Origin of the sequence: Curtobacterium sp. MCPF17_018, from assembly GCF_003234135.1 — a bacterium.
GTDB classification, from domain to species: Bacteria; Actinomycetota; Actinomycetes; order Actinomycetales; family Microbacteriaceae; genus Curtobacterium; species Curtobacterium flaccumfaciens.
The window spans coordinates 1-25,611 of sequence record NZ_QKSJ01000016.1 but is presented as its reverse complement, the minus strand read 5'-3'; the positions used below and the strand labels follow the sequence as shown (position 1 = coordinate 25,611).

The window sequence follows — 25,611 nt, the reverse complement described above, 5'->3', positions numbered from 1 at the left end:
CCACGCAGTGAGGCTCCGGCGAAACGGGGTCCTGCAGAACCTCCCTGTCCGCCGGACGATGCCCCTACCGTCGGTCCGTGACCACGACGACCTCCGACCTCCCCACGACCGACCGGGCGACCGACGGCCGACTGCCCTGGCTACCGCTGTCCCTGCTCGCCGCGATCGGGTTCCTCCTCGTCGCCATGGAGACGATGCCGGCCGGGCTGTTGCCCGCGATCGCCGACGGGATGGGCACGAGCGAGGGCACGGTCGGCCTGTTCGTCAGCGCGTACGCGATGGGCACGGTCATCGCCACGGTCCCGGCGATCGCCCTGACCCGCGGGTTCCGTCGCAAGCCGCTCATCGTGGCCGCCATCGCCGTGCTGCTCGTCGCGAACACCCTGACCGCGTTCGCGCCGGACGTCGCGGTCGCGCTGGTCACCCGGTTCGTCGCCGGCGCGATGTCGGGGACGATCTGGGGCATGTTCGCCACCTACGCCCGGCGGATCAGCCCGGCCCGCTCCGCCGGGGTGTCGCTCGCGATCGTCTCGACGGGCGCGCCGGTGGGGTTCGCGCTGGGCACCCCGCTCGGGTCCTTCATCGGCAACGCCCTGGGCTGGCGGTCGTCGTTCATCGGGCTGAGCCTGGTCGGCGTGGTGGTCCTGGCGCTGATCGCGCTGTTCGTGCCGGATGCCCGGGGGCAGACGAGCGCCGCGAAGCTGTCCGTCGTGAAGGCGTTCCGGATCCGCGGCATCGCGGTCATCCTCGCGGTGATCGCGACGTGGATGGTGGCGCACAACACGATCTACACGTACATCTCGCCGTACCTGCGGGCGACCGGCACCGACCTGAGCGCCGGGCTGGTGCTGCTGGTCTACGGGATCGCCGCGATCCTCGGCGTCGTCGTCACCGGCGCCCTGCTCGACCGGCACCCCCGACCCCTGCTGCACGGCAGCGTCGGCCTGTTCGTCCTGGCCGGCGTGGTGCTGCTCGTGGGGCACACGTCGCCGGTCGCGGTCCTGGTGGCCGCGGGCCTGTGGGGCATCGGCTTCGGCGGTTCGTCGACGCAGCTGCAGGCCGCCCTGACGACCGCCGGCGGCGAGGACGCCGACGTCGCGAGCGCGTTCCTGCCGGTCGCGTTCAACATCGCGATCTTCGCGGCCGGTCTGTTCGGTGCCGCCCTGCTGACGGCTTTCGACGGGCTGGTGCTCGCCGTGGTGATGATCGTGTTCGGGGCGGTCGCGGCGCTCCTCACCGTCATCGGTCGCGGATCGGCGTTCCCCGCGAAGCTCTGACGCGCTCGATGAACGCGACTGCGACCGCCGGCTGCGATCATGGCCGGGTGCAGCACCACGACGAGGACCACACCCGCCCGGACGTCACGACCGTCGAGGTCATCGGCGGCCCGGAACCGGTCACCGTGACCCTGCACCACGCCGACAGCGGGTGGGCTGCGGTCTTCGATGACCACCGGCGACGCATCCTGGAGGCCCTCCCCGGCTCCGGCGCGGACGCCCCGGTCGTCGAGCACATCGGATCCACGGCCGTCCCCGGCCTGGCCGCGAAACCGATCGTCGACATCGTGGTCGCCGTCGCGGACGTCACCGCCGAGGCCACGTACCTCGACCAGCTCCTGGCGGCCGGGTACGAGCTCCGTGTCCGCGAGGCGGGCCACCGCCTGGTCCGGACGCCGGCCCGTGACGTCCACGCGCACGTCTACGAGCGGGGCGCGACGGCGGTCGACGAGTACCTGCTCCTCCGTGACCACCTGCGCGCCGACGCCTGTGACCGGGCGCTGTACGAGCGCACCAAGCGGGAGCTGCTCGGCCGGAGTTGGGACGACATGAACGCCTACGCCGACGCGAAGACGGCCGTCATCACCGCGATCAAGGAGCGGGCGCGTCGGAGCCGCGCGTCCTGAGACGCGGGGTCGCCGCCGGTCAGGAGATCGCCAGCCCCGCGAGCAGGTCCTGCACCCGCGCGCGCACGTCGTCGCGGATCGGCCGGACGGCGTCGAGGTCGAGCCCCGCGGGGTCGGTCAGCTCCCAGTCCTCGTAGCGCTTGCCCGGGAACACCGGACAGGCGTCCCCGCACCCCATCGTGATGACGACGTCGGCGGTCCGGACGGCATCGGTGCTGAGCCGGGCCGGCTGCTCGTTCCGGATGTCGATGCCCTCCTCGAGCATCGCCGCGACGACCACGGGGTTGAGCTGGTCGGCCGGTTCGGAGCCGGCGCTCCGGACGTCGACGCGGCCGTCGGCCAGGTGCTGCAGGAAGCCGGCGGCCATCTGGGAACGGCCGGCGTTGTGGACGCAGACGAACAGGACGGTGGGCATGCGAGGTGCTCCGATCAGAGGACGACGGCGCCGAGCATGCCGGCTCCGATGACGACCGCCCACGGGGGAGCGGACCAGCGGGTGAGGGCGATGAAGGCGGCCACGGCGAGCGCCAGTGCGGGTGCCGAGCGGACCCCCTCGGTGATGACCGGGTCCCAGAGCGCCGCGGCGAGGAGCCCGACGACCCCCGCGTTCACGCCAGCCAGCACGCGCCGGGCCCACGGCAGAGCGCGGAGCACGTGCCAGAACGGCAGTGCGCCGACCACCAGGAGTGCCGCCGGCAGGAAGATCGCGACGAGTGCCACCGCGGCGCCGACGAGCCCGCTCGGACTGCCGTCGGCGACGGCGCCGAGGTAGGCGGCGAAGGTGAACAGCGGCCCGGGCACGGCCTGTGCGGCGCCGTACCCGGCCAGGAAGTCCGCATGGCCCACCAGGTGGGTTGTCACGGTCTGCGACTCGAGCAACGGCAGGACGACGTGGCCGCCGCCGAAGACGAGCGAGCCCGCCTGTGCGAAGACCCCGAACAGGCGCACGGCCCCGGTGCCGCTCGCGGCGACGGGTGCCGCGACGAGCAGGGCGGCGAACGCGACGAGCGCCGACACGGCGACCCAGCGGGGGAGCCGCACGGCGACCTCGGTGCCTGTGACCTCCTCGACCGGTCCGACCACCCGACCGAGCCACAGCACGCCGGCCACGCCGCAGGCCGCAATGACCGCGACCTGCGGCCCCGGGCCGGGGACGAGCAGCACCACGATGGCGGCGGCGGCCGCGATGGTCGCCCGACGACGGTCCGGTGTGAGTGTGCGCGCCATGCCGAGCACCGCCTGCGCCACCACCGCGGCAGCGGCCGCCTGCAGTCCGAGCAGCCACCCGGCGTCGGCCAGGTCGGGCGTGCCGGAGACCAGCAGGGCGAACGCGACGAGCAGCACCGCGGACGGCAGGGTGAAGCCGCACCACGCGGCGAGGAGTCCGAGCAGTCCGGCGCGCTGCAGCCCGAGTGCCATCCCGACCTGGCTCGACGCCGGTCCGGGCAGGAACTGGCACAGTGCGACGAGGTCGGCGTAGGCATCGTCCCGCAGCCAGCGGCGACGCACCACGAAGGCCTCGCGGAAGTACCCGAGGTGTGCGACCGGCCCGCCGAACGAGGTCAGCCCGAGCCGCAGGAACACCAGGAACACCGATCCCGCGGACGACCGCAGGGGCTCGAGGCTCGTCGTCACCCGCTCATCTTGACGACGGCAGATGGTTCAGTCAACATTGAACCGATGAACACTCGGCGGCAGGACCTCGAGCGGCGTGCGGCGCAGCATGCCGCCCTCGGCGACGTCGCCCGCCTGGCGATCGTCGACCTGCTCGCCGCGTCCGACGCCAGCCCGAGCGAGGTGCGGGCCGCCCTCGGGCTCTCCGGGCCGCTCCTGGCGCACCACCTGCGCGTCCTCGAGCAGGCCGGTCTGGTCACGCGACGCCGCTCCGACGGCGACGGGCGACGCAGCTACCTGCACCTCGAGCCGAGCGGTGTCCCGCACGGTTCGGCAGCGGTGCCGGGCCCGGTGTCCCGCGTGCTGTTCGTCTGCACCGGCAACTCCGCGCGCTCCCCGCTGGCCGCGGGCGTCTGGACGCAGGTCAGCGAGATCGGCTCGCTGTCGGGCGGGACGCGTCCCGCGGCCGCCATCGCACCCGGGGCGGCCGCCGTCGGCGAACGCCACGGCCTGGACCTCGGCCGCCACGTCCCGCGTGCCTTCCGCGACCTCGTCGCCGACGGCGACCTGGTCGTCACGGTCTGCGACCGCGCGCACGAGTCGATCGACGACGGCGACAGCCTGCACTGGTCGCTGCCGAACCCCTCGCGCGTCGGCACGGCGGACGCGTACGAGGCCACCTACGCGGACCTGAAGTCCCGCGCCACCGCGCTCGCTGCGCGCCTCGCCGCCTGACGCGGCCCACGAACGGAACGCCCCGATGAGATCCCCCTCCTCATCGGGGCGTTCTCCTTGCTCCGCCGACTGCGGACGGGAGGCACGGGGCGGGCCTGCACCGAGCCTCCCGTCCGGTCCGTGGTGTGTGCACGGCGGCGCGCGCGTTCCTGGGAGCGCCGGAGGTGAGGGCGGTTTACCTTGTCGGCCAACGGGGCAGGCAGGGGCCCCGAGGGCGAAGGCGGCCGCATGGCCTGGATCAGGGACACCGTGACGGCGCGAGAGCGCCACGGGGCCGCGGTGCTCGGTGTCGCCGCACTGCTCGTTCCGGCAGCCCTGGTGGTGCCGGCAGCCCTGCTCGTGTCCGAGCCGGCCGCGGCGGCCGACGTCCCGCCCGTCAACCCCGTCACCGTGCCGGTGGACGGGCACCCGGCGAACCAGGGGTTCCTGGTCTTCGTCGAGGGCGACGTCGAACTCGCAGCGGACGAGGCCGAGGGCACGCTCGCCGCCGGCGGTGACCTGGCCTTCGAGACCAGCTACAACATCGGTGCGGGCAACCCGCCCGCGAACGCCCTGACCCTGCCGGGGGAGAGCCGTCCCACGTTCCTGTACGTCGACGGCGGCATCCGGTTCCCGTCGGAGCAGTCGGCCGTCCTCCGCGTGCTGAACGGCGGGTACGCCCACGTCGGCGACACGGCGACCTACGACGCCTTCGACACCGACCAGAACGGCGCGACGATCGACTACCGGCTCGCTCCGGAGGGCACCACCGCCGAGACGTTCCCCCGCATCGAGGGGACCACCCGGCAGCCCGCGAGCTCCGTCCCGACGATGGCCGACCCGTCGGTGCTGGACTTCGCGTCGTCCTTCGCCCGCTACCGGTCCCTGTCCGCCGACCTCGGGACGTGCCCGGTGACGACCGTGCTCCACGACGCCGCAGGCGCGCCCCTGGCGACGCCGATCGCGCCGGGGACGGCCGCGTACGCCGACGTCCAGCCCGGCGTCACGAACGTGCTGACGGTGGCGGCCGAGGACCTCGACGCCCTCGACCTGCTGACCTTCGACGGTCTGCCCGGCCCCGGATCGCCGCTCGTCGTGAACGTCACCGGGACGACCTTCGACGGTTCCGTCCCGAACCTGGCGAACCTGACGAACGCGCACGCGCCGTTCGTGCTCTGGAACTTCCCGGATGCGACCACCGTGCACGTCACCGGTGCCGACGTCCTCGAGGGCACGATCTACGCTCCCCGGGCGCACCTGCGGTGGGACGTGACGCAGAACGTCGAGGGCAACGTCGTCGCGGCGTCGTTCACGCACGGGGTCCCGACCGCCGCCGGTCCGGTGCCTCGCGAGATCCACGGGTTCCCGTTCTCGACGACGGTGTCCTGCCTGTCGACCGACGCCGTCGAGGGGGACCTCACCCTGGTCAAGCAGGTCGTCGGCGGCGACGCGGACCCGGGCGACTGGACCCTGACCGCGACCGGACCGACCACGGTCTCCGGCACGTCGGGCAGCGATGCGGTGACTGGTCGACCGGTGCCGCCGGGGGACTACACGCTGACGGAGTCGGGCGGCCCCGACGGCTACGAGGCGGGGGACTGGACCTGCACCGGCGCGCCGGTGACCGACGGGGTCGTCACGGTCGCGGACGGCGATGACGTGGTCTGCGCCATCGTGAACACGGCGGTGCCGGACGACGGGGGCGGAGGCGACGGCGGTGGTCCTGGCACCGGCGACCCCGGTGACGGCGAGCCCGGTGGCGGTGGCGGTGGCGGCTCCGGCGGCCCGACCCCCGGACCGGGAGGGATCGGCACGGGCGACCAGGGCGACGACGGAGGACCCGGCACGGACGGTGGCGTCGACACGGCGCCGAACGCCGGTGTCGAGCCCGGTGGCGGGACGGGCGCCCTGGCCGCCACGGGAGCCGATCCGCTGCCCGTCGCGGTGCTCGCCGTCGCGATGCTCACCGTCGGCGGGACGCTCGCGGTCGTGCGTCGGCGTGGACGGCGGATCGGTGCGCCGGACCCTCGTCGATGAGCGCGGCGACGGATCGGGACGGGTCGGTCCTGTCCGGTTCCGGCGGATGCTGTGCACGTCTGAGTCGTGGTCGTCGTACAGTCTCCGGAAGCTACCCCGCCGGACCCTACCGGCGGGTGCCCGACCCCCCGTTACCGGGCTGGCCTCGTCATGACCACCGCGTCGAACCCGACGGCGTCGTAGCGCGAGGACGTCTGCTCCTGACCCGAACTCGTGGCAGACGTCCTCGCACCTTCGACCGCGTCGTCCGCTCCGGTCAGCGGTGCCCGATCCCGGGAGCCGCAGGCGCCGACGGCGGCGACGACCACCACGTGGACGTGGAAGTGGCCGACCAGCCCGAGGGCTGATCGGCCACGTTACGTCGTTCGACGACTAGCGGTCGGACGCCTCGACGACGCAGCTCTCGACCTGCTCGGCGGCCTTCGAGTCGTCGGCGAACGGCGTCGGCGCGTCCGAGGTGGTGGTCGTCTCATCGGCGACGGCCTGCTTGGCGATGTCGTTCACGGCGTACAGCGGGCCGTCGAAGTCGTCGGCCGTGGGGTCGGCGGTGGTCGCCCAGATGGTGACCTCGTCGTCGTTCGAGTCGTTGCTGTCCGCGGGGACGATCGCGGCACCGAGGTACCAGCCGCCGTCACCCTTCTGGATGTTCGCGAACTCGGTGGTGTCGTGCGACCCGACCGCCTTGTCGATCATGTCGACGGCGGCACTGGCGGCCACGTCGCACTGGGCCGACTGGGACTTCTCCTCGGAGCCGGGGACCTTGCCGACGGGGTTGATGTTCTGCGCTCCGCCGGGGTCGCAGGCGGTGAGCAGCAGGGCTACGGTGGCGGCGCCGAACAGCGCCGTGACGGTCTTCGCTCGCGTGGACATGGCCCTGAACGTAGGCCGCCCGCGGTGGACGGCGATTCAGCCAGGAGCGTCCCCCGACGACGGACGGGAGGCCCGGCGCACGTCGTGCCCCGGGCCTCCCGCCCGTCACCTGGTCCCGTTGCCGGACCGGCGTCCCGTCACAGGATCGGGGTGCCGCCGGTGACGGCGACCCGCGCGCCGGAGACGTAGCTGCCGTCGTCACTGGCGAGCAGCACGTAGACGGGTGCGAGCTCGGCCGGCTGGCCGGGACGGCCGAGCGGCGACTGCTTGCCGAACTGCTCGACCTCCTCCGGCGGCATGGTCGACGGGATCAGCGGCGTCCAGATCGGCCCGGGGGCGACGCTGTTCACGCGGATCCCGCGGTCCCCGAGCAGCTGCGCGAGCGCTGCCGACAGGTTCGCGACGCCGGCCTTCGTGACGTCGTAGGGGGCGAGGTTCGGCTTCGGGTTGTCGGAGTTCACCGAGCTGGACCCGATGATCGACGACCCCGGGCCCAGGTGCGGCAGTGCAGCCTTGACGAGGTGGAAGTAGGCGCTGAGGTTCGTCGCGAGGGTGTGGTCCCACTCCTCGTCGCTGATCTCCTCGATCGTCTCGTGGGTCATCTGGTAGGCGGCGTTGTTCACGAGGACGTCGAGCCCGCCGAGCTCCGAGACCGCCTGGTCGATGACCGATCGGCAGTACGCGGGATCGCTCACGTCGCCCGGGAACAGCACGGCCTTCCGACCGGCTTCCTCGATCCAGCGCTTCGTGTCCTGCGCGTCGTCCTCTTCTTGCGGCAGGTAGCTGATCAGGACGTCCGCACCCTCGCGGGCGAACGCGATCGCGACGGCCTTCCCGATCCCGCTGTCCCCGCCGGTGATGACGGCACGCTTGCCGGTGAGCTTGCCGGAGCCGCGGTACGACTCCTCGCCGTGGTCGGCCTTCGGCGTGAGTTCCTGCTCGCTCCCCGGGGGCTGCTGCTGCTCGGTCATGTCTCTCCCTGTGGTCGGTTTCCCTGGACGTCCCCGATCGTCTGCGACCCCCACTGGGCACCGGCTCAGGCTCCGGGCGTACCCCATCCGGAAAGCGAAGATGTGTGCCGCGCGCGACGGCGGCCTACCGTGGCACCGGATCAGGGAACCGTCACCGCGACGGATGCTCCTCTTCACCAGGGAGCAAGTGTGAAGTACGTGAACTACGCGGGCACCGTCCGTGTCCTGACGAGCGACACGATCGCGGAAGCGGTGATCCGGTACGCGGCCGCACTGCACCAGAGCCGGCTGAGCGACGTCGTGTCGATCCCGACCGCGGACGACTTCGGGGTGGCGAGCACCGTCGAGGTGCTGCTGGCCCCGGCGATCCCGGTCGCCGTGGAGCCCGCGCCGGACGACGTCCTCGAACCCGAGGGCGAGGCCTTCCTGCTCGAACTCGGTCGGCGCACCGAGGCCGTGCTCGCCGTCGACACCAACGCGTCGCCGCCGGACTTCGGGCGCTGAGCCGGCGCTGCGCAGGCGCTCCGCAGGGTTGCTCCCTACGCCACCGGCCCCTCGGTCAGGTCCGACCGGGTGTCCGCGTGGATCACCTCGTCGTGGTCGAACGTCAGCGCGGCGGCGCGCAGCCGCGCCACGAACACGGTGTCCTCACCCTCGAGTTCGTCCTCCTCGGCGTCCTCGACGACGAGCTGGCTCGACGGACCGATCAGCACCTTGGTGGTCGTCATGGTGCCGTCGGCGGCCACGGCAGGGATCGCCACGGTGTCCGCCCGGCTCCCCCCGGCCAGGGCAGCGGCGTACTCGATCACGGCGTCGGCCACGTCGTCGCTCGTCAGGATCGTCGAGCGGTCGTACTGGATGTACTTCATGTTCGACCTCCTGCAGCACAGCCAACAGCGCGCCGGCTGGTCGCCGTACAGGAACGCGGCGCGTCGCGCGTTGCGCAGACGCCGAGTTGTCGGGAGGATCGTCACGTGCCCGAGACGATGCACCGCATGCAGCGGGAGATCCAGACCGCCGAGCCGTCGGTCGCGGCCGAGGCGATGGCTCGGACGCACATCACCCACGGACTGTCGGTCGAACCGACGGACGCCGAGTTCGTGTTCGAGGAGCGCGTGCGCGGGACCGCACTGCTGTCGCTCGAGTCGACCCGCTGCACCGGGGTCCTGAGCGGCGCGATCGAGCCGGGCAGCGCGGTGATGATCTTCTGGATGAAGTCCGGGGTCGCCCAGCTCGACGAGAACCCCGTGAAGATCGGCCGCCCGACGCTCTTCCGCCAGGGCCCCCAGCGCTTCCGCTGGATCGCCTGCAACAAGGACGTCCTGCGCATCGACCGCTCGATCGTCGAGCAGGTCGCGGCCGAGCGCGGCGACTGGGCCCCCGGTCCCATCGAGTTCCGTCCGCGGCACGTCCCCGAGGGCGCGCCGCTCGCTGCCTGGTGGCTCATGGTCCGGTCCGTCGCACAAGAGGTGCTGGCCGGACCGGACGCCGTCCCGATCGAACGCGAGCGGGAACTCGCGCGCTTCGCCGCCGGTGGTCTGCTCACCGCGATCCCGCACTGGCCCGTCGGGCAGTACGAGCCGGCGATGGCCGCCACCGCCCGCTTCGCCCGTGCCGAGACCTTCCTGCTCGAGCACGCCACCGAGCCGATCACCGTCGACGACGTCGCCGAGGCCGCCGGCCTGAGCGTGCGCGGCGTGCAGGCGGCGTTCCAGCGGCACCACGGCATCACCCCGACCATGTACCTGCGCCGCATCCGGCTGCTGCTCGCCCGCGAACAGCTCGAGTCGGGCGACGGGCGGAGCATCGCCGAGATCGCTCGGGCCACCGGGTTCGCCCACCTCGGCCGGTTCGCGGGGAGCTACCGCGAGGAGTTCGGCGAGCTGCCCCGGCACACGGCGTCCACCGCGCGCGACGGCGCCCGCCCGTAGACGAGCAGCCGCGCGGCCCCGCAAGAATCCCGCAACCGCCCGCCGTCCGGCCGATCGCCGATGATCGTCGCCCTACGTTTGCGCTGCACGGACACGCAGCCACGACGGATCCGCGAGCTCGCCCCGTCCGCGCGACCGGCGGTGGTGGACCCCGCCGCGTGACGGACTGGAGGCGCGTGGCGGCGCCGCCACGCGCCTCCCGTCCGGCGCTGGTGCTGCTTCGGACACGCCGGCGTGTTGCTGCGACGCCGTGCCGTCGTCGAGACGCCGCCGAATGTGGAGGCGTCTCGACGACCTGGCGGCGCCGAAGGAAGACGACGGCGTCTCCTTCCGCGGCGACGCGCGCTCTGCCACGATGATCACGACGCGGGCGACGGCGCCCGCGCAGGACGAGGGAGACCGTCATGACCGTTCGCCTCAACCCCTACCTCGGGTTCCGGAGCGGCGCCCGCGAAGCGCTCGAGTTCTACCACTCGGTCTTCGGCGGCACGCTCACGATCGGCACGTTCGGTGAAGCCGGCATGAGCCAGGACCCCGCCGACGCCGACAAGGTGATGCACGGCCAGCTCGACGGCGACCAGGGCCTGCTCCTGATGGCCTCGGACGCGCCGTCCGGCATGCCCACGCCGGCCGAGAGCAGCATCTCGCTGTCCCTCAGCGGTGACGACCACGAACTGCTGACACGCTGGTGGAACGGCCTCGCCCAGGGCGCCACGATCGTCGAACCGCTCACCGCGGCGCCCTGGGGTGACACGTTCGGGATGCTGACCGACCGCCACGGGGTGTCGTGGCTCGTCAACATCAGCGGCGCGACGAGCTGAGCGGCACCGAACCCACGCGCGCCGGCACCGGCCACCGCGGCACCCAGCACCGGACCTGCTCGGCGTAGCGGCGGAAGTCGTCGCCGAACCGTTCCTGAAGGTCGGATTCCTCGAGCGGGCGGACGATGCAGTTCCAGACCACGGAACCGGCGACCGCGTAGACGACGACCAGCCACGACGACAGCAGCAGGCCGACGGCGACCCCCTGGGCGATGCCGGCCAGGGCCATCGGGTTCCGCACCGACCGGTACGGCCCGGCGACCACCAGGCGGTTCGCGGTGGCCGAGGGCAGCGGCGTGCCCTCGCCCTTCGTCGACATCGCCGCTGCCGACGCGATGCCGAGCGCACTCGCCAGCAGGAGCACGACCACACCGACGACGGTGAGGGCGGTGACGGAGGGTGTCGGCAGGCGAAGGTGCAGGCCCCAGCGGTGCTCGGCGAACGCGATCACCAGGGGGAACACCCCGAGGAACAGGCCCCAGAAGACGACGATCTGCAGCACGGTCGCGGTGACGTGCCGGGAACGCGGGGCCGCGGCGTCAGCGGTGCGGATCCGCAGCGGACCGCTCGTCACCCACTCCGTCGGGACCCGTCCGAGCAGGACGAGGGCGAGGGCGAGGGTCGATCCGATCGTGGCGGCCAGCATGACCAGCACGCCCCAGCCGGCCTCGCCGATCGCGGTGGCCCAGACGCTCAGGGCAACGAGCACCAGCGCGGTCCACACCGTCGTGGCCACCGCGGCGGTCCGAACTCCCGCGGCGGCGAGGGCCGAGGCGACGACGAACAGCGGGACGTCGAACACGGCGACCAGCACCGGGTCGAGCGAGCCGAGCGTCGCCGTGCGGATCCACGGCAGCGTCGCGACGGCGATCCACCAGGCCGCTCCGCCGACGGCTTGCAGCGCGTAGTACCGCCGGCCCCAGGACATGGGTGCACGGTAGCAGTGCGCGGCGAGGGTCCGGGCGGTGGGTGCCCTCGCTCCGCTGGTGGGTCAGTCGGTGTGGTTGATCTGGCCGAGCCAGCGGCCGAAGGACGGGGTGCGCTCGTCGTGCAGGCTGGGCAGGACGGGCTTCGGCAGGCAGGCGCGCTCGTCGGTGACGGTTCCGGCGCCGGTGCTCTTGTGGAGGTCGAGGCTCATGGTGGGCTCCTTCGTGGTCGGTGCAGAGTTCGACACCGGGCGGGGACGTTCCATTCCCACCCGGTGTCGTCGCGGTCCGGTGCAGCGCGTTCCGGTCAGGAGGTGCCGAGCTCGACCTTGATCCAGCCGGGTTCGCGCCGGTCGAACGCCTCGTAGGCACCGATCGCGTCGGTGATCGGCTCGTGCTCGGTGATCAGGGCCGTCGGGTCGAACTGTCCGGCGGCCACCATGTCGATCAGCGGCGGGGTGACGGAGTGGTGGTCGCAGTTTCCCATCCGCACGGTCAGGTTCTTGAGCATCGCCTCGCCGATCGGGTAGTGCTCGGCCGTGGGTCCGTACACCCCGATGATCCCGATGCGGCCGTACTTCGCCACGCTCGACACCGCCCAGCGAGCCACCTGCGAGGGGCCGTCACCGGGCTTCCACTGCTGCTGCTCACCGAAGCCGTCGGGTGCGGCATCGGGCGCGACCGCGGCGACCTCGGCGTCGAACGCCTCCGCCTGGTCCTGGTCGACCGCCGCCGGGCCGCGCTTCGGGCGCTCGGCGTCCACGCCGACTGCGTCGATCACGCAGTCCGCGCCGATGCCGTCGGTCAGCGACATGATCGTCTCGACCGGGTCTTCGGCGTTGTAGTCGACGACCTCGCAGTGCTGGGCGAGCGCGGCGGCGAGCCGGGTCTCCTCGCCGTCGACGACGATGACGCGGGCCGCGCCCTGCTTGTACGCCGAGGCTGCCGCGAACTGTCCGACGATCCCGGCGCCGAACACCACCACGACGTCACCGCGCGTGACGCCCGCGAGCTCCGCGCCGAACCACCCCGTGGGGAAGATGTCGGACAGCAGGATCGCCTGCTCGTCGGAGACGGTGTCCGGGAGCGGGTGCATGGTGTTGCGGGCCCACGGGACGCGGACGTACTCCGCCTGCATGCCGTCGACCGGTCCGGTCGAGGCGGGGCCGCCGAAGAACGCGGTGCCCGCCTGCGGTCCGTTGCTGTTCGAGCGGTCGCACTGGGCGGTCCTGCCCATCCGGCAGTACCGGCAGGCACCGCAGGACACGGTGGAGTTGATCACGACGCGGTCGCCGGGGCTGAAGCCGCGCACCGCGTCCCCGACCTCGGTGACGACGCCGACGGCCTCGTGGCCGAGGATCGTGCCCTCGACCATCGGTGCCATGGTGCCGCGGACGAAGTGCAGATCGGTGCCGCAGATGGCACTGCGGGTGATCCGGACGATCGCGTCCTCCGGGTCCTGGATCGTCGGTTTCGGGACCTCGTCGAGCCGGATGTCGCCGATGCCGTGCCACACGACTGCGCGCATGTGATGCCTCTTCCTGTTCGGGTGCGGGGTTCGCAGGGTCAGGAAACGCGTGAGGGGCTGGGCACGGTCGGAGCCGCGTCCGTCCTGCGCAGTCGTCCAGCACCGCCGGGTTGGCTCGACCGCATGAGCGAGCACGACGACGAGCAGACCCGGGCCGACTTCGACGACGTGGTGAACATGACCGCCACCGAGCTGCGGAAGTGGCTCGACACCGACGAGTCGAAGGCCGTCGGGCAGAAGCCCTCCGGCGGGGGCGAATCGACCGGGCACGAGAGCGGTCGGCACATCATCCGGATACTCGAGAAGCACCGGGCCGACCGCACCGACGACGACCTGGCGCACATGCGGAAGGTCGTCGGCTACGTCGCCCGGCACTCGGAGCAGCGGCCCGAGGGCGACGTGCACGACACCCCCTGGCGGTACTCGCTCATGAACTGGGGCCACGACCCGGAGAAGCACTGACGGCATCGGGCAGAATGGGTGGCGTGAACGAGACGGGCATGCCGCGCTTCCGACGGATCTGGTCGACCGTGCAGGTCGGTGTCCTCGCGATCGCCGTCGCGTTCTGCGTCGTGATGCTCGTGATCGGGCAGGGCAAGCTCGACCGGGTCTACGCGGTCGCCGCGGTGTTCTTCGGACTCGCCCTGGTCGGGCACAGCACCTACCTGTGGCTCGTCGCCCGCGCGAACCGCCGTCCCTGACGCGGACGAGCGCGGCCTGACGGGGACGAGCCCGGTCACGGCGTGGGCGACCCGGCTAGCCGTTCTGGTGGACCCGCAGCCAGTCGACCGTCATCGGCTGCGGGAACCGCGTCGAGGCGTCGGGCGATCCCGGCCAGTTCCCGCCGACCGCGACGTTGAGGATCACGAAGAACGGCTTGTCGAACACCCACGGGTCGGAGCCGATGTCGGCCCGGGTGACCGTCCGGTACGCGACACCGTCGACCGTCCAGGTGATGGAGCCGGGGCGCCAGTCGACCCCGTACACGTGGAAGTCGTCGGCGAACGCTGCTCCGGACGGAGCCGTGTACGCCGCCGAGATGCCCTGTGCTCCTGAGTACCCGGGCCCGTGCACCGTGCCGTGCACGATCCCCGGCTCGTACCCGACGTTCTCCATCACGTCGATCTCCCCGCACGCCGGCCACCCGACCCGCCCGATGTCCGCGCCGAGCATCCAGAACGCCGGCCAGATGCCCTGGCCGCGGGGGATGCGGATCCGCGCCTCGATGCGGCCGTACTGCGCGGTGTAGGTGCTCTCGGACTTCAGCCGGGCCGACGAGAACGAGCCGTCGGCCTCGCGGCGTGCGGTGATGACGAGGTTGCCGGCACCGTCGAGCGCCGCGTTCCGCCGCGAGTCCGTGTAGGTCTGCAACTCGGCGTTGCCCCAGCCGCCGGCACCCAGGTCGTACCGCCAGATCCCCGGGTTCGGCGCGCTGCCGGCCGGGCCGTCGAACTCGTCGGCGGCGAGCAGCACGGGGGCGGCAGCCGCCGCCGTGGTCGCCGCCTGCGCCGACCCGTCCGCGCCGATCGCGGTCGCGCCGAGGGCGGTCGTCGCGGCTCCGGCGAGTCCGAGCGTCATGAAGCGCCGTCGATCGATGTGCTGGTCCATGTCGTGCTCCCTGCAGCGCGATGGTGGTGTGGTCGTCGGATCATGCACCATCCGGACGAGTCAGACCAGGGCCGCACCGTGATTGATCCGCCCCGCGCACACCGCAGCCGGCGCCGACGGACCCGTCAGCCGAAGCGCATCGCCAGCGGCACGAGCAGTCCCGCGACCCAGACGAGCACCATCACGAGGGCCCCGACCGCGATGAGTCGTCGGCGACGCCGCAGCTTCGGGCTCCGCTCCTCGCCCCACATCTGCGCACGGACCAGTACCCGGTTCGCCTGCTCGACGACCTTCCGCACCTCGGGGTCGTCGACGTCGAGGGCACCGGAGCGGGCGTGCTCGGCGATGACCGCGGCTTCGTCGACGGTCAGGTCGTCCTTGCGCATGCTCCATCTTCGCACCGCGTGCAGGGGTACGACCCGGCTGTGCGGGAACGGACCACGGCCGGGTACCAAGGACACATGGGACATCGGTACCGCGGGAAGATCGTCGTCATCACCGGAGCATCGAGCGGCATCGGGAGGGCCGCCGCACACGAGTTCGCTCGCCAGGGCGCCACGCTCGTGCTCGCCGCACGCGGGCAGGACTCGCTCGAGGCCGCAGCCGCCGAGTGCCGGAAGCTCGGCGCCGAGGCGACCGCGATCCCGACGGACGTCGCCGACGAGCACCAGGTCAAGGACCTCATCGGCACGGTGACGACCCGCTTCGGTCGCATCGACGTCTTCGTCGGCAACGCGGCCCTGTTCGTCTACGGCCTGTTCGAGCAGACCCCCACCGAGGCGTTCAAGCGCGTCGTCGACACGAACCTGTACGGGCACCTCAACGCCATCACGCACCTGCTGCCGCACTGGAAGCAGCGCGGGAAGGGCACCTACGTGCTCGTCGGCTCGATCCAGTCCCTGCTCTCGGCGCCCTACCAGTCGGCGTACGTGACGAGCAAGCACGCGGCCCTCGGCCTGGTCGACGTGCTCGGCGACGAGTTCGCGGGCACCGGCATCCGGTTCACCGCGCTGCTGCCGTCCACGATCGACACCCCGATCTACCAGAACGGTGCCAACTACACCGGCAAGACCTCGCACCCGCTGCCGCCCACCGTCTCGGTCGAGCGGGCCGGCCGTGCCGTCGTGCAGGCCGCCACGCACCCCAAGCGCTACCGCTTCGTCGGACGGATCCAGGCCTCGCTCGTGCCGCTGCAGTACGTGTTCCCGGGCCTGTTCCACAAGATCACGAAGCCGATGGTGGAGACGTTCGCGCTCCGTGGCGAGGGCGCCCCGACCGACGGGAACCTCTACGCCCCCGCCGACGCCGCGAACGCGACGAACGGCGGCTGGGTCGCGAAGCGTCGGCGCGTCACGCGCCCCGTGCTGTGGGCCGGAGCGCTCGTCGCGGTCGCGGCCGTCGCCCTGGGCCGACGCCGCTGACGGACGGGAGGCACGGTGCCAGCCCGCACCGTGCCTCCCGTCCGTCCGTGCGTGCGTTCCCGAACCGGGCGTACCTGCACGAAACGGGCGTACCTGCACGAAACGGGCGTACCTCCCGGAAACGGGCGTACCTCCCGTGTTCTTCGTGGCAGGTACGCCCGATCTCGCCAGGTATCGCAGCCGTTCTGGGAAGGAACGGGCGGCTAGAACAGCTTCGCGCTCGCGCGCCGGGCACCCTCACCGAGGGACTCGAGCTTCGCCGCGGCGATCTGCGGGTGCACGCGGCCGCCGAGCCCGCAGTCGGTGCTGGCGATGACGCGCTCACGCCCGACCACCGAGGCGAACCGCTCGATGCGCTGCGCGACGAGGTCGGGGTGCTCGACGACGTTCGTCGCGTGGCCGACGACACCGGGGACGATGACCTTGCCCTCGGGCAGGGCGACGTCCTGCCAGACGGTCCACTCGTGCTCGTGGCGGGCGTTCGCGGCCTCGAACGAGTACGCGCCGGCGTCGATGTCCAGCATCAGGTCGACGATGTGGCGGAGTTCGATGTCGGTGGTGTGCGGGCCGTGCCAGGAACCCCAGCACAGGTGGAAGCGCACGCGGCTGGTGTCGAGGCCCCGCAGCGCGTGGTTGAGCGCCTCGACACGGATGCGGGTGAAGGCGCGGTAGTCCTCGATGCTCGGCTCGGGGTTGATCTGGTCCCAGTTCTCGGCGATCGAGGGGTCGTCGATCTGCAGCAGGAGGCCAGCGTCGAGGATCGTCGTGTACTCCTCGCGCAGGGCATCGGCCCACGCCCAGATGTGTTCTTCCTCCGTCGCGTAGTACTCGTTCGCGATGCGGGCGGCGGAACCGGGGGAGAGCGCCGTGATGAAGCCGTTGTCCGCGCCGGCGGCCTCGACCGCGTGCTTGAGGTTCGCGGCGTCGGTGGCCGCGGCCTCGTGGCCGGTGTAGGTGATCGGACCGGTCGTGGTCGGGAACGCGGTGGCGTTCTTGCCGGTGCCGATGCCCGACTCGGGATCGGTGTAGGCGTCGTGGAAGATCGTCCAGTCGCGGCGGTCCGGGAAGCTGGTGAGCCGGATGTGGCCCGGGGTGGACCGGACCGGCTGCTGCGAGAAGACGTTCTCGTCGGTCAGGCTCAGGCCGCTGACGCGCTGGAACGAGTAGCCCCACCAGGCGCCGTAGTCGACGCTGTTCGACATCGCCTTGCCGAACTCGCCGTCGCCGGGCTGCGTGATGCCGAGCGCGGTCTGCCGGGCGACGACGTCGTCGACGGCCGCGCTCGTCAGGGCCCGGACCTCGTCGGTGGTCTCGAGCGTGAAGCCGTCGGCGCCCACGGGCCGCGCGGCGTTCGCGGCGATGAGCTCCGGGGTGCGGGGGAGCGATCCGGCGGTGGTGGCCTGGATGCGGTCGGTGTTCTCGAAGGGCATGCGCTGCCTTCCTCTCGATGGGTGCGGACTGTCGGGAGTCGGGGGCCGCGCGCGAGGCTTCGCGGTGCGCTGCAGTGCCACTCTCCCACGAGGGGTCGGACCCGTTACGTTCCGCGTCGCGCCCCCGGTCCGCGCGTCGTACGGTCGACCCATGAGCACGACGACCCCGGCGAACGCGACCACCCCGACCACCACGACCCCGACCACCCCGGCCGTACCGAACTTCGCCGGAGCGTGGACCGCCTGGCACGACGACCACGAGCAGGCCCGGGCGAGCGAGAACGGGTTCCTCGCGATCACGAGCATCCGCTGGCTCACCGCCACGCCGGAACGGTTCGACGACGCTCCGGGCAGCTGGTCGACGGACGAGCACGGCCCGGTGGTCGCACTGGCCGACGACGAGACGATCGAGGTCGACGGGCAGCCGGTCACCGGGACGCACCGGTTCGGCCCGCTGCCGGAGCGCTCGAGCACGAACGTGGTGTGGCGCGACGGCGACGAGACCGTGGTGATCGAGGTCGCCCGGCGCGGAGGCAGTGACCTGCTGCGCCCGCGGCACCCGTCGAACCCGACCCGCGTCGGCTACCGCGGCACCCCGGCGTACGCCCCCGTTGAACGGTTCGTCGTGGACGCGCACTTCGAGCCGTTCGACACCCCGCGCGAGGTCACCGTGGGCAGCGTCGTCGACGGTCTGCTGCACGTGTACGAGGCCCCCGGCGTCCTGACGTTCGACCTCGACGGGCCGCGGTCGCTCCTGGCGTTCAACGGGCACGCCGGCGGCCTGCACGTGCTCTTCACCGACCACACGAGCGGGGTCACGACCTACGCCGCGAACCGGAGTCTCGACATCGCCGCACCGGATGCCGACGGTGCCACCCGCATCGACTTCAACCGGTCCACGAACCTGCCGTGCGCCTACACCCCGCACGCGACCTGCCCGCTGCCGCCCGCCGAGAACCGGCTCGACGTAGCGATCGAGGCGGGCGAGCAACTGCCCGCAGCCTGACCGCGGAGCACGCACGGCCCCCGGGCGCGCACTGGGGCAGCCGACACGTCCGGAAGAATGGGGGAGCCATGCCACGACCCACCTCCCGCATCCCGCTCAACACCCTCGCCGTCCCGTTCGGCCTCGCCGGCTTCGCCGAGACGTGGTCGTACGCCGCCCCCGTGCTGCACCTGCCCGCCGTGGTGCCGCAGGTGTTCTGGGCGATCGCCGCCGTCGCGTCGGTGTGGCTGCTCGGGGCGCACGCCGTCCGGGGCGCACGCGTCGGGGAACGGCTCGTCGACCAGCTCCGCCACCCGGCGCAGGGGCCGATCGCCGCGCTCGTGCCCGCGACCGCGATGCTGCTCGGCGTCGACCTGGCGCGGTTCGCCCCCGTCGCCGGGCAGGTCGTCGTGCTCGCCGCCGTGGCCACCGCGGCCGGGTTCGCCGCCTGGCTGCTGAGCACCTGGTTCGAGGGCCGGCTCGCCCTGGAGTCCGTGCACGGCGGCTACCTGCTGCCGACCGTCGCCGCGGCCCTGGTCGCCTCGGTCGCCACGCACGAGGTCGGCGTCGGTTGGCTCTCCTGGCCGGCCCTCGGCGTCGGTGTGTTCTTCTGGGGCGTCATGACCGGCCTGCTGCTCATCCGGCTGGCGTTCCGACCGGCGCTGCCGGGGCCGCTCGTGCCGACGATGGCGATCCTGGTCGCGCCGCCGGCGGTCGCCACCCTGTCGGTGTTCGCCCTCACCGACGGAGCGGTCACCCTGCCCGTGCAGGCCATCGCGGGGCTCGGCGTCCTGATGGTCCTCGTGCAGCTGGCCCTGCTGCCGCGGTACGTCCGCCTGGCGTTCTCGCTCGGGTTCTGGTCGTTCGTGTTCCCGGCCGCCGCGGTCGCCACCGCTTCGGTGGAGTGGTTCCGGGCACTCGCGCTGCCGTCCGCCTGGATCCCCACCGCCGTGTTGTTGGCGCTGCTGAGCGTGCTCGTCGCGGTCGTCGGTGCCCGTTCGATCGGCCTCGCCGTGCACCACCTGCTCGGACAGGCCGAGCGGACCCTGCACGACGCCGACGACGAGGACGCCGCCCCCGGCCCCGTGACGGGCGCGACGCGCGTGGTCTGACGAGCGGGGCGCTCGGGCCGCGCAGGCGACGGACGGGAGGCCCGTGGCGGCCCCGCCCCGCGCCTCCCGTCAGGTCGCGGGGACGCGTCTCCAGCCGCTGGTCGCCCGCCAGGCGGGCGCGTCGAAGCGGAAGACGCTGCCCATGCCGGGCTGGTCGAGGGCGCGCGTGATCGGGACGCCGCGCAGGTGGGCCAGGAGCAGCGCGCCGACCGCACCGTGCGAAACGATCATGACGTCGCCGGTGGCGCAGTGCCGGCGCACGGCCGCGACGATGCGCTCCTGGGCGTCGATCGCCCGCTCCCAGCCGCGGACCGACTGCTCGGGTGCGGCGAAGAACGCGTCGACGACGGCCTCGAACTCGGACGGCGGCAGGTACCCGGTCGCGCTCCGGTCGATCTCGCCCAGCAGGGGGTCGTGCTCGACCGACAGCCCGACGGCGCTGGCGAGCAGGCCGGCGGTCTCGACGGCCTTGCGCTCGGTGCTCGAGACGATCCGCCGGGAGCCCGGAGTCCACGCGAGCCGGTGTGCGGCGGCAGCCCGGACGCGTCCCTCGGGCGACAGCCCCCACGATTCGATCGTGACCGCGGGGTCGACCACCACTTCAGCGTGGGTCAGGAACGACGAGACCATCCGGCGATCCTCGCACGGCGCGAGGTGCGCACCGAGCGACGCCGCCGTGCGGTCCGCCCCCGCCGCGCGTCACACGGCGACACCGTCGGTCACGTTCCGCAACACCGCTTCGCCGCCCGGCCGAACCGTCCTAGCGTCGCCCCATGACCGTGCCCGACCGCATCACCCTCGTCACCGCGCTGCAGGGCGCCGGCTGGCATCCCGCCGCCTGGCGCGTCGCCGGCCCGGCAGCACAGCGCCTCACGAGCCTCCGGCACTGGCGGGACGTCGTCGTCGAGCAGGACCGGCTCGGAGTCGACGCCGTCACCCTCGAGGACTCCTTCACCGCCGGCCCCACCGACCCCGACGGCGACCTCGACACGTCGACCGTCGTCGGCCGCCTGGACGCCCTCCTGGTCGCGAACGCGGTCGCCCCCGCGACCCGCGCGATCGGTCTGGTGCCGACCGTCTCGGTCACGCACACCGAACCGTTCCACGTCGGCACGGGCCTCCAGACCCTCGACCACGTCTCGCTGGGGCGGGCCGGATGGCGGATCCAGGTGAGTCCGACGACCCGCGAGGCCGCGCTGTTCGGCCGCCGACCCGGAGGCGACGACGCGGCCACGCTGTTCGACGAAGCCCGCGAGGCCGCCGAGGTCGTCTCCCGCCTCTGGGACAGCTGGGACGACGACGCGATCATCCGTGACGTCACGACCGGCCGCTTCATCGACCGCGACCGCATCCACGACGCGGCGTTCTCCGGTTCGTTCGTCTCGGTGCACGGCGCGTCGATCGTGCCGCGGTCCCCGCAGGGTCGACCGCCGGTGTTCGCGCTGGCACACCGCGCCGACGCGGCCGCGTTCGCCGTGGACGCTGCGGACGTCGTGCTGGTCACGCCCGGCTTCGACGGCAGGGAGGCGCGGGAAGCGTTGGCACTCGTCCGTGACGCCGAGCAGGCGGCCGGATCCGACCTCCGCCGTCCGGTCCTCGCCGACCTCGCCGTGCTCATCGGGTCGTCACCGGCCGCCGCCGCCGACGAGCTCGCCGCGCTCGACGCGGCCGCTGGCGCCCCGTACGCCGTCGGTACGGGGTCGGACACGTCCGTCCTCGCGACGACGGCGCCGGAACTCGTGTCGCTGATCGCGGACCTGCGGGCCCTCGGGTACGCCGGCGCCCGGCTCCGTCCACTGCGCATCCCGGTCGACAGCACCGCCATCGCGCGGCAGCTCGTCCCGGCGCTCGTCACCGCGGGGCTCCGCGCCGACGTGGCATCCCGTCCCACCGCCGACCTGCGCACGCGGCTCGGCATCGCGCCGGCGGTCAGCCGGTACTCGCGCCCTGCCGTCACCGGTGCCGGTGTCGGTTCCGTCTCCTCGGGGGTCTCAGCATGAGCGCCAAGCGTCAGGTCCACCTCGCCGCCCACTTCCCGGGCGTCAACAACACCACCGTCTGGAGCGACGACCGAGCCGAGAGCCAGATCGCGTTCTCGTCGTTCGAGCACTTCGCTCGGAACGCCGAGCGAGGGTTCTTCGACTTCCTGTTCCTCGCCGAGGGCCTGCGGCTCCGCGAGCAGAAGGGACGCGTCCACGACCTCGACGTCGTCGGGCGCCCGAACACGCTCGCGGTCCTGGCCGCGCTGGCCGGGGTCACCGACCACATCGGGCTCGTCGGCACCCTGCAGACGACCTTCAACGAGCCCGTCGAGCTCGCGAAGCAGCTCGCCACGCTCGACCACCTGACCGACGGCCGCGCCGGCTGGAACGTCGTGACGAGCTCGGACGCGTTCCACGGTGCGAACTTCCGCCGTGGGGGATTCCTCGACCACGCCGACCGGTACACGCGAGCCGCCGAGTTCGTGGAGCTGTCGCGCGAACTCTGGGACTCGTGGGAGTCGGACGCGATCGTGGCGAACGGGTCGGGCGCCGCCGGGACCCTGGCCGCTGGGGCCTTCGCCGACCGGTCCCGGATCCACGACGTCGACCACCACGGCCCGCAGTTCGAGGTGTCCGGCACCTTCCCGGTCCCGCGCAGCCCGCAGCGGCACCCGGTGATCGTGCAGGCGGGTGACTCGGACGAAGGCCGCGACCTCGCCGCCGCCCACGCCGAGGTGATCTTCTCGCTGCACACCGAGTTCGACGACGCACGGAGCTTCTACGGCGACGTCACCGAGCGCCTGGAGCGGGTGGGGCGGTCGAAGGACGAGCTGCTGATCCTGCCCGGCGCGACCTTCGTGCTCGGCGAAACGGCGGACGAGGCCGAGGAACGTTCCCGGGCGATCCGCCGCGCCCAGGTCAGCCCGGCGACGGCGATCGCGTTCCTCGAACAGGTGTGGAACCGTGACCTGTCGTCGTACGACGTCGACGGGCCGTTGCCCTCGATCGAGCCGGACCTGGAGGGCGCCGACATCACCCGTGGCCGCGTCCGCCACACCCGCGACGTCCCCGCGCTGGTGCAGTCGTGGCGTGACCTCGCCGCGGCCGAACACCTGTCGATCCGTGACCTGGTCATCCGCGCCTCCACCCGTGGCGGCTTCGTCGGCACGCCCGCGCACATCGCCGCCGAGATCGACCGGTACGTGCAGGAGCGCGCCACCGACGGCTTCGTCGTCGTGCCGCACACCAACCCGTACGGGCTCGACGAGTTCGTTGACCGGGTCGTCCCGCTGCTGCAGGAGCGCGGCGTGTACCGGCAGTCGTACGACGAGGGGGCGACGCTCCGGCAGACGCTCGACCTTCCCGGACGGGTCCTCGACCGGCAGCGGGTGCTCGCATGAGCCGGGTCCCGCTCTCCGTCCTCGATCTCGTGCCGGTGAGCAGCGGGTCGACCCCCGCCGAGGCCCTGGCGAACACGGTCGACCTCGCACAGCGTGCCGAACGTGCCGGGTACGCCCGGTACTGGCTGGCCGAGCACCACCTGAACCCCGGGGTCGCCGGCAGCGCACCGACGATCGTCATCGGTGCGGTCGCCGCCGCCACCTCGACCATCCGGGTCGGCAGCGCCGCGACCCTGGTCGGCAACGTCCGCGGGTTGCAGATCGCCGAGACCTTCGGCACGCTCGCCGCGCTGTACGGTGCCCGGATCGACCTCGGGCTCGGCCGCTCAGGAGCGCCAGCACCCGGCACCCCGAAGCCGCCGTCGCTCGCCCCGCGGACCGACCAGGTCGTCGACGGCCTGCTCGTCCCCGCGCCGTTCGAGTTCCGCTTCGAGCCGGGCAGCCGGTTCGCCCTGCAGGGGGAGCTGCTCGGCCGGGTGCCGGGCGACGTCGACCGGTTCGCGGGCGAACTCGACCTGATCCGCGGCCTGTTCGCCGGCACGTGGTCGCGGGACGGCGCGCTGATCGAGGCCCCGCCGGCCGGGGGTGCCGCTGTCGAGCTGTGGATCCACGGCTCCACCGGCGGCGAGAGTGCCCGGATCGCCGCCGCGCTCGGGCTGCCGTACGGCGCGAACTACCACACGTCGCCCGGCACGGTCCTGGCGTCGGTGCAGGCCTACCGCGACGCGTTCCGCCCGGGTGTGCTCGACGCGCCGCACGTGATCGTGTCGGCCGACGTGCTCGTGGCGCCGACCGCGGCCGAGGCGGACGAGCTCGGGCTCGGGTACGCCGAGTGGGTGCACTCGATCCGCTCCGGCGTCGGGGCGATCGAGTACCCCACCCCGGACGAGGCTCGAGCGGTTCGGCTGCCGGACGATGCCGCCGCGTCGGTGGCGGACCGGCTCGCGACGAGGTTCGTCGGCGACCCGGCACACGTCGCGGAACGGCTCGAGACGCTCCGGCGGGTCACGGGAGCGGACGAGTTGCTCGTCACGACGATCGCGCACGACCACGACGCCCGGGTGCGCTCCTACGAGCTGCTCGCCGCGGAGTGGGCGGCGCGTGTCGTCGAGGGGGAGTCCGCTCTGGCTGCGCGGTAGGTCGCTGCGTGTGCATGTTCCGACATCCCACCTGTCGTTCGACGGGTGGGATGTCGTTCGTTGCGCACACATCGGGTGCGTGTGCGAGAAACCGACGACAACCCCGCGACCACGACGGTCACGGGGGTGTCGCGGCACGCCTCAGCTGTTGTCGAGCGGCAGACCCTCGGGGTTCACCTCGGACGTCTTCACGGCCTCGTTCGACAGGTTGTAGGCCGCGAGCCACTTCGCGTAGGTGCCGTCCTCGATGAGCTCGTTGATCGCGGCCGCGACGGGCTTCGCGATCCCGCTGCCCTGCTTCGTCGTCGCTGCGATGAGCCCCTGCAACGAGGAGCCGGCGCCGGAGTACGTGCCCGCGGTCTTCGTCGGCTTCGCGGTGCTCCCGCTCTGCGTGTTCTGGTAGGCGATCGTCGGGTTCGGGCCGAAATAGGCGTCGATCTTGCCCGAGTCGAGCGCGAGCCTGACCGCGTTGCCGTCCGGGTAGTACTTGATCGTGAAGTCCTCGCCCTTCGCCCGGAGCTCCTCCTGCCACTCGAGCAGGATGTTCTCCTGGTTCGTGCCGGAACTCACGGACAGGGTCTTCCCGGCGAGCACGGACGGGTCGCCGTCGAAGCGCAGCGAGCTCGAGGCCAGCACCTGGAAGGCCAGGTTGTCCTGCCGGTACGAGGCGAAGTCGTACTTCTCCTTGCGCTGCTCGGTGACCGTGACGTTCGAGAAGCCGGCGTCGTACTTGCCGCTGTCGATGCCGACGAACAGGTTGTCCCACGTCGCGTTCTGCACGTCCGCGCGCAGCCCGAGCTTCGCGGCGACGAGTCGTCCGAGGTCGGGCTCCGAACCGGTGATCGTCTTCTGGTCGTCACCGGTGAAGGCGAGCGGCGGGAACCCGGCGGGCAGGGCACCCACGCCGATCGTCAGCTTGCCGGACTCCCGGACGGCGGCGGGGAGCGCGTCGTGCAGCTTCGTGTCCTCGGTGACCTCGAGGGTCGTCTCCTTCGCCGCACCGTTCGAGGCGGCGCCGATGGTGACGGAACCGTCGGGTGCGCCGCTCGTGTCGGCGGAAGCGCCCGCGGAGCACCCGGCGAGGGCGACGACGACGCCGGCTGCCAGGACGAGGAAGCCAGCGCGGGTGCGCCAGCGGGACGGGGTGATCGTGGACATGGTTCTCCTTGGGGTGGGTGAAGGGCGAGGACTTCACGATCAAGTACTACCCGGACGGCAA

At 72.5% G+C, this 25,611-nt stretch carries 28 protein-coding genes; 15 read left to right on the top strand and 13 right to left on the bottom strand.

All coding sequences use genetic code 11. The features are described from left to right. Positions 1–77: 77 nt before the first annotated feature. Positions 78–1,277, top strand: coding sequence for an MFS transporter (locus DEJ27_RS15640; RefSeq protein WP_258370375.1), 1,200 nt, complete (start codon positions 78–80; stop codon positions 1,275–1,277). A gap of 47 nt (positions 1,278–1,324) precedes the next feature. Further along, on the top strand, positions 1,325–1,903 hold the full coding sequence (locus DEJ27_RS15635) for a GrpB family protein (RefSeq protein WP_111091383.1): 579 nt from the start codon (positions 1,325–1,327) through the stop codon (positions 1,901–1,903). Between the two features lie 19 nt (positions 1,904–1,922). Here DEJ27_RS15635 and DEJ27_RS15630 read toward each other — a convergent pair whose 3' ends face one another. After that, a complete protein-coding gene (locus DEJ27_RS15630; protein ID WP_111091382.1) occupies positions 1,923–2,318 on the bottom strand; it encodes an arsenate reductase ArsC in 396 nt (131 codons plus the stop codon). Positions 2,319–2,332: 14 nt separating this feature from the next. Continuing rightward, complete coding sequence (chrA, locus tag DEJ27_RS15625) at positions 2,333–3,538, bottom strand: chromate efflux transporter (RefSeq protein WP_111091381.1); 1,206 nt, start codon at positions 3,536–3,538, stop codon at positions 2,333–2,335. Between the two features lie 45 nt (positions 3,539–3,583). Here chrA and DEJ27_RS15620 point away from each other — a divergent pair, with 45 nt between their 5' ends. Beyond that, entirely contained in the window at positions 3,584–4,252 is a 669-nt protein-coding gene (locus DEJ27_RS15620) for an ArsR family transcriptional regulator (protein ID WP_111091380.1), read from the top strand. Positions 4,253–4,480: 228 nt separating this feature from the next. Next, entirely contained in the window at positions 4,481–6,268 is a 1,788-nt protein-coding gene (locus tag DEJ27_RS15615; RefSeq protein ID WP_111091379.1) for a collagen-binding domain-containing protein, read from the top strand. Positions 6,269–6,640: 372 nt separating this feature from the next. On the opposite strand, the gene DEJ27_RS15610 is transcribed toward DEJ27_RS15615, so the two are convergent. After that, positions 6,641–7,138 carry a hypothetical protein gene (locus DEJ27_RS15610; protein WP_110862165.1) on the bottom strand — a complete coding sequence of 166 codons (498 nt, stop codon included), beginning with the start codon at positions 7,136–7,138 and terminating at the stop codon, positions 6,641–6,643. 137 nt (positions 7,139–7,275) lie between these two features. Further along, on the bottom strand, positions 7,276–8,109 hold the full coding sequence (locus DEJ27_RS15605; protein ID WP_110862167.1) for an SDR family oxidoreductase: 834 nt from the start codon (positions 8,107–8,109) through the stop codon (positions 7,276–7,278). A 189-nt stretch (positions 8,110–8,298) separates the two neighbouring features. Here DEJ27_RS15605 and DEJ27_RS15600 point away from each other — a divergent pair, with 189 nt between their 5' ends. After that, entirely contained in the window at positions 8,299–8,613 is a 315-nt protein-coding gene (locus DEJ27_RS15600; protein WP_110862170.1) for a hypothetical protein, read from the top strand. Positions 8,614–8,648: 35 nt separating this feature from the next. On the opposite strand, the gene DEJ27_RS15595 is transcribed toward DEJ27_RS15600, so the two are convergent. Beyond that, complete coding sequence (locus DEJ27_RS15595; RefSeq protein ID WP_110862172.1) at positions 8,649–8,978, bottom strand: hypothetical protein; 330 nt, start codon at positions 8,976–8,978, stop codon at positions 8,649–8,651. 105 nt (positions 8,979–9,083) lie between these two features. Between DEJ27_RS15595 and DEJ27_RS15590 the strand changes: the two genes are divergently transcribed. After that, a complete protein-coding gene (locus DEJ27_RS15590) occupies positions 9,084–10,040 on the top strand; it encodes an AraC family transcriptional regulator (protein ID WP_110862174.1) in 957 nt (318 codons plus the stop codon). 404 nt (positions 10,041–10,444) lie between these two features. After that, positions 10,445–10,861, top strand: coding sequence for a VOC family protein (locus DEJ27_RS15585; protein WP_110862180.1), 417 nt, complete (start codon positions 10,445–10,447; stop codon positions 10,859–10,861). Here DEJ27_RS15585 and DEJ27_RS15580 read toward each other — a convergent pair. From DEJ27_RS15580 to DEJ27_RS15570, 3 genes are all read right to left on the bottom strand, one after another. Continuing rightward, positions 10,842–11,789 (bottom strand): isoprenylcysteine carboxylmethyltransferase family protein, encoded by a 948-nt coding sequence (locus DEJ27_RS15580; protein WP_111091378.1) that lies wholly within the window; start codon positions 11,787–11,789, stop codon positions 10,842–10,844. The two genes, DEJ27_RS15585 and DEJ27_RS15580, sit on opposite strands and share 20 nt — an antisense overlap. A gap of 63 nt (positions 11,790–11,852) precedes the next feature. Then, positions 11,853–11,999: a hypothetical protein gene (locus tag DEJ27_RS17845; protein ID WP_181420139.1), complete on the bottom strand. Its 147-nt coding sequence runs from the start codon at positions 11,997–11,999 to the stop codon at positions 11,853–11,855. A gap of 95 nt (positions 12,000–12,094) precedes the next feature. Then, complete coding sequence (locus DEJ27_RS15570; RefSeq protein WP_110862186.1) at positions 12,095–13,315, bottom strand: alcohol dehydrogenase catalytic domain-containing protein; 1,221 nt, start codon at positions 13,313–13,315, stop codon at positions 12,095–12,097. A 123-nt stretch (positions 13,316–13,438) separates the two neighbouring features. Here DEJ27_RS15570 and DEJ27_RS15565 point away from each other — a divergent pair, with 123 nt between their 5' ends. Together DEJ27_RS15565 and DEJ27_RS15560 are read left to right on the top strand one after the other, a co-directional pair. Further along, the gene (locus tag DEJ27_RS15565; protein WP_110862188.1) at positions 13,439–13,777 is read left to right on the top strand and encodes a DUF3140 domain-containing protein; all 339 of its coding nucleotides are present in this window, start codon (positions 13,439–13,441) and stop codon (positions 13,775–13,777) included. 23 nt (positions 13,778–13,800) lie between these two features. Beyond that, entirely contained in the window at positions 13,801–14,016 is a 216-nt protein-coding gene (locus DEJ27_RS15560) for a hypothetical protein (protein ID WP_138803199.1), read from the top strand. Between the two features lie 55 nt (positions 14,017–14,071). Here DEJ27_RS15560 and DEJ27_RS15555 read toward each other — a convergent pair whose 3' ends face one another. Together DEJ27_RS15555 and DEJ27_RS15550 are read right to left on the bottom strand one after the other, a co-directional pair. Then, positions 14,072–14,923, bottom strand: coding sequence for a family 16 glycosylhydrolase (locus DEJ27_RS15555; RefSeq protein ID WP_181420140.1), 852 nt, complete (start codon positions 14,921–14,923; stop codon positions 14,072–14,074). 125 nt (positions 14,924–15,048) lie between these two features. After that, positions 15,049–15,309 (bottom strand): hypothetical protein, encoded by a 261-nt coding sequence (locus tag DEJ27_RS15550; protein ID WP_110862190.1) that lies wholly within the window; start codon positions 15,307–15,309, stop codon positions 15,049–15,051. Positions 15,310–15,384: 75 nt separating this feature from the next. On the opposite strand from DEJ27_RS15550, the gene DEJ27_RS15545 reads away from it, so the two are divergent. Next, positions 15,385–16,344 (top strand): SDR family oxidoreductase, encoded by a 960-nt coding sequence (locus DEJ27_RS15545; protein WP_110862192.1) that lies wholly within the window; start codon positions 15,385–15,387, stop codon positions 16,342–16,344. Between the two features lie 203 nt (positions 16,345–16,547). Here DEJ27_RS15545 and DEJ27_RS15540 read toward each other — a convergent pair whose 3' ends face one another. Next, positions 16,548–17,774 (bottom strand): cobalamin-independent methionine synthase II family protein, encoded by a 1,227-nt coding sequence (locus DEJ27_RS15540; protein ID WP_111091376.1) that lies wholly within the window; start codon positions 17,772–17,774, stop codon positions 16,548–16,550. Between the two features lie 151 nt (positions 17,775–17,925). Here DEJ27_RS15540 and DEJ27_RS15535 point away from each other — a divergent pair, with 151 nt between their 5' ends. Further along, positions 17,926–18,780, top strand: a complete 855-nt coding sequence (locus DEJ27_RS15535) for a DUF1684 domain-containing protein (protein WP_258370374.1) — start codon at positions 17,926–17,928, stop codon at positions 18,778–18,780. 68 nt (positions 18,781–18,848) lie between these two features. Next, positions 18,849–19,871 carry a transporter gene (locus tag DEJ27_RS15530; protein WP_110862197.1) on the top strand — a complete coding sequence of 341 codons (1,023 nt, stop codon included), beginning with the start codon at positions 18,849–18,851 and terminating at the stop codon, positions 19,869–19,871. A 69-nt stretch (positions 19,872–19,940) separates the two neighbouring features. Here DEJ27_RS15530 and DEJ27_RS15525 read toward each other — a convergent pair whose 3' ends face one another. Continuing rightward, a complete protein-coding gene (locus tag DEJ27_RS15525) occupies positions 19,941–20,501 on the bottom strand; it encodes a histidine phosphatase family protein (RefSeq protein WP_110862199.1) in 561 nt (186 codons plus the stop codon). 143 nt (positions 20,502–20,644) lie between these two features. On the opposite strand from DEJ27_RS15525, the gene DEJ27_RS15520 reads away from it, so the two are divergent. Genes DEJ27_RS15520 through DEJ27_RS15510 form a run of 3 tightly spaced genes read left to right on the top strand, consistent with a single transcriptional unit; the run spans position 20,645 to position 24,392 of the window. Further along, complete coding sequence (locus DEJ27_RS15520) at positions 20,645–21,871, top strand: LLM class flavin-dependent oxidoreductase (protein WP_110862201.1); 1,227 nt, start codon at positions 20,645–20,647, stop codon at positions 21,869–21,871. Then, entirely contained in the window at positions 21,868–23,253 is a 1,386-nt protein-coding gene (locus DEJ27_RS15515) for an NtaA/DmoA family FMN-dependent monooxygenase (RefSeq protein ID WP_110862203.1), read from the top strand. The genes DEJ27_RS15520 and DEJ27_RS15515 overlap by 4 nt, the downstream gene beginning before the upstream one ends. Then, entirely contained in the window at positions 23,250–24,392 is a 1,143-nt protein-coding gene (locus DEJ27_RS15510; RefSeq protein WP_111091375.1) for an LLM class flavin-dependent oxidoreductase, read from the top strand. The genes DEJ27_RS15515 and DEJ27_RS15510 overlap by 4 nt, the downstream gene beginning before the upstream one ends. A 141-nt stretch (positions 24,393–24,533) precedes the next feature. On the opposite strand, the gene DEJ27_RS15505 is transcribed toward DEJ27_RS15510, so the two are convergent. Further along, a complete protein-coding gene (locus DEJ27_RS15505) occupies positions 24,534–25,550 on the bottom strand; it encodes a transporter substrate-binding domain-containing protein (RefSeq protein WP_111091374.1) in 1,017 nt (338 codons plus the stop codon). Positions 25,551–25,611: the final 61 nt, after the last annotated feature.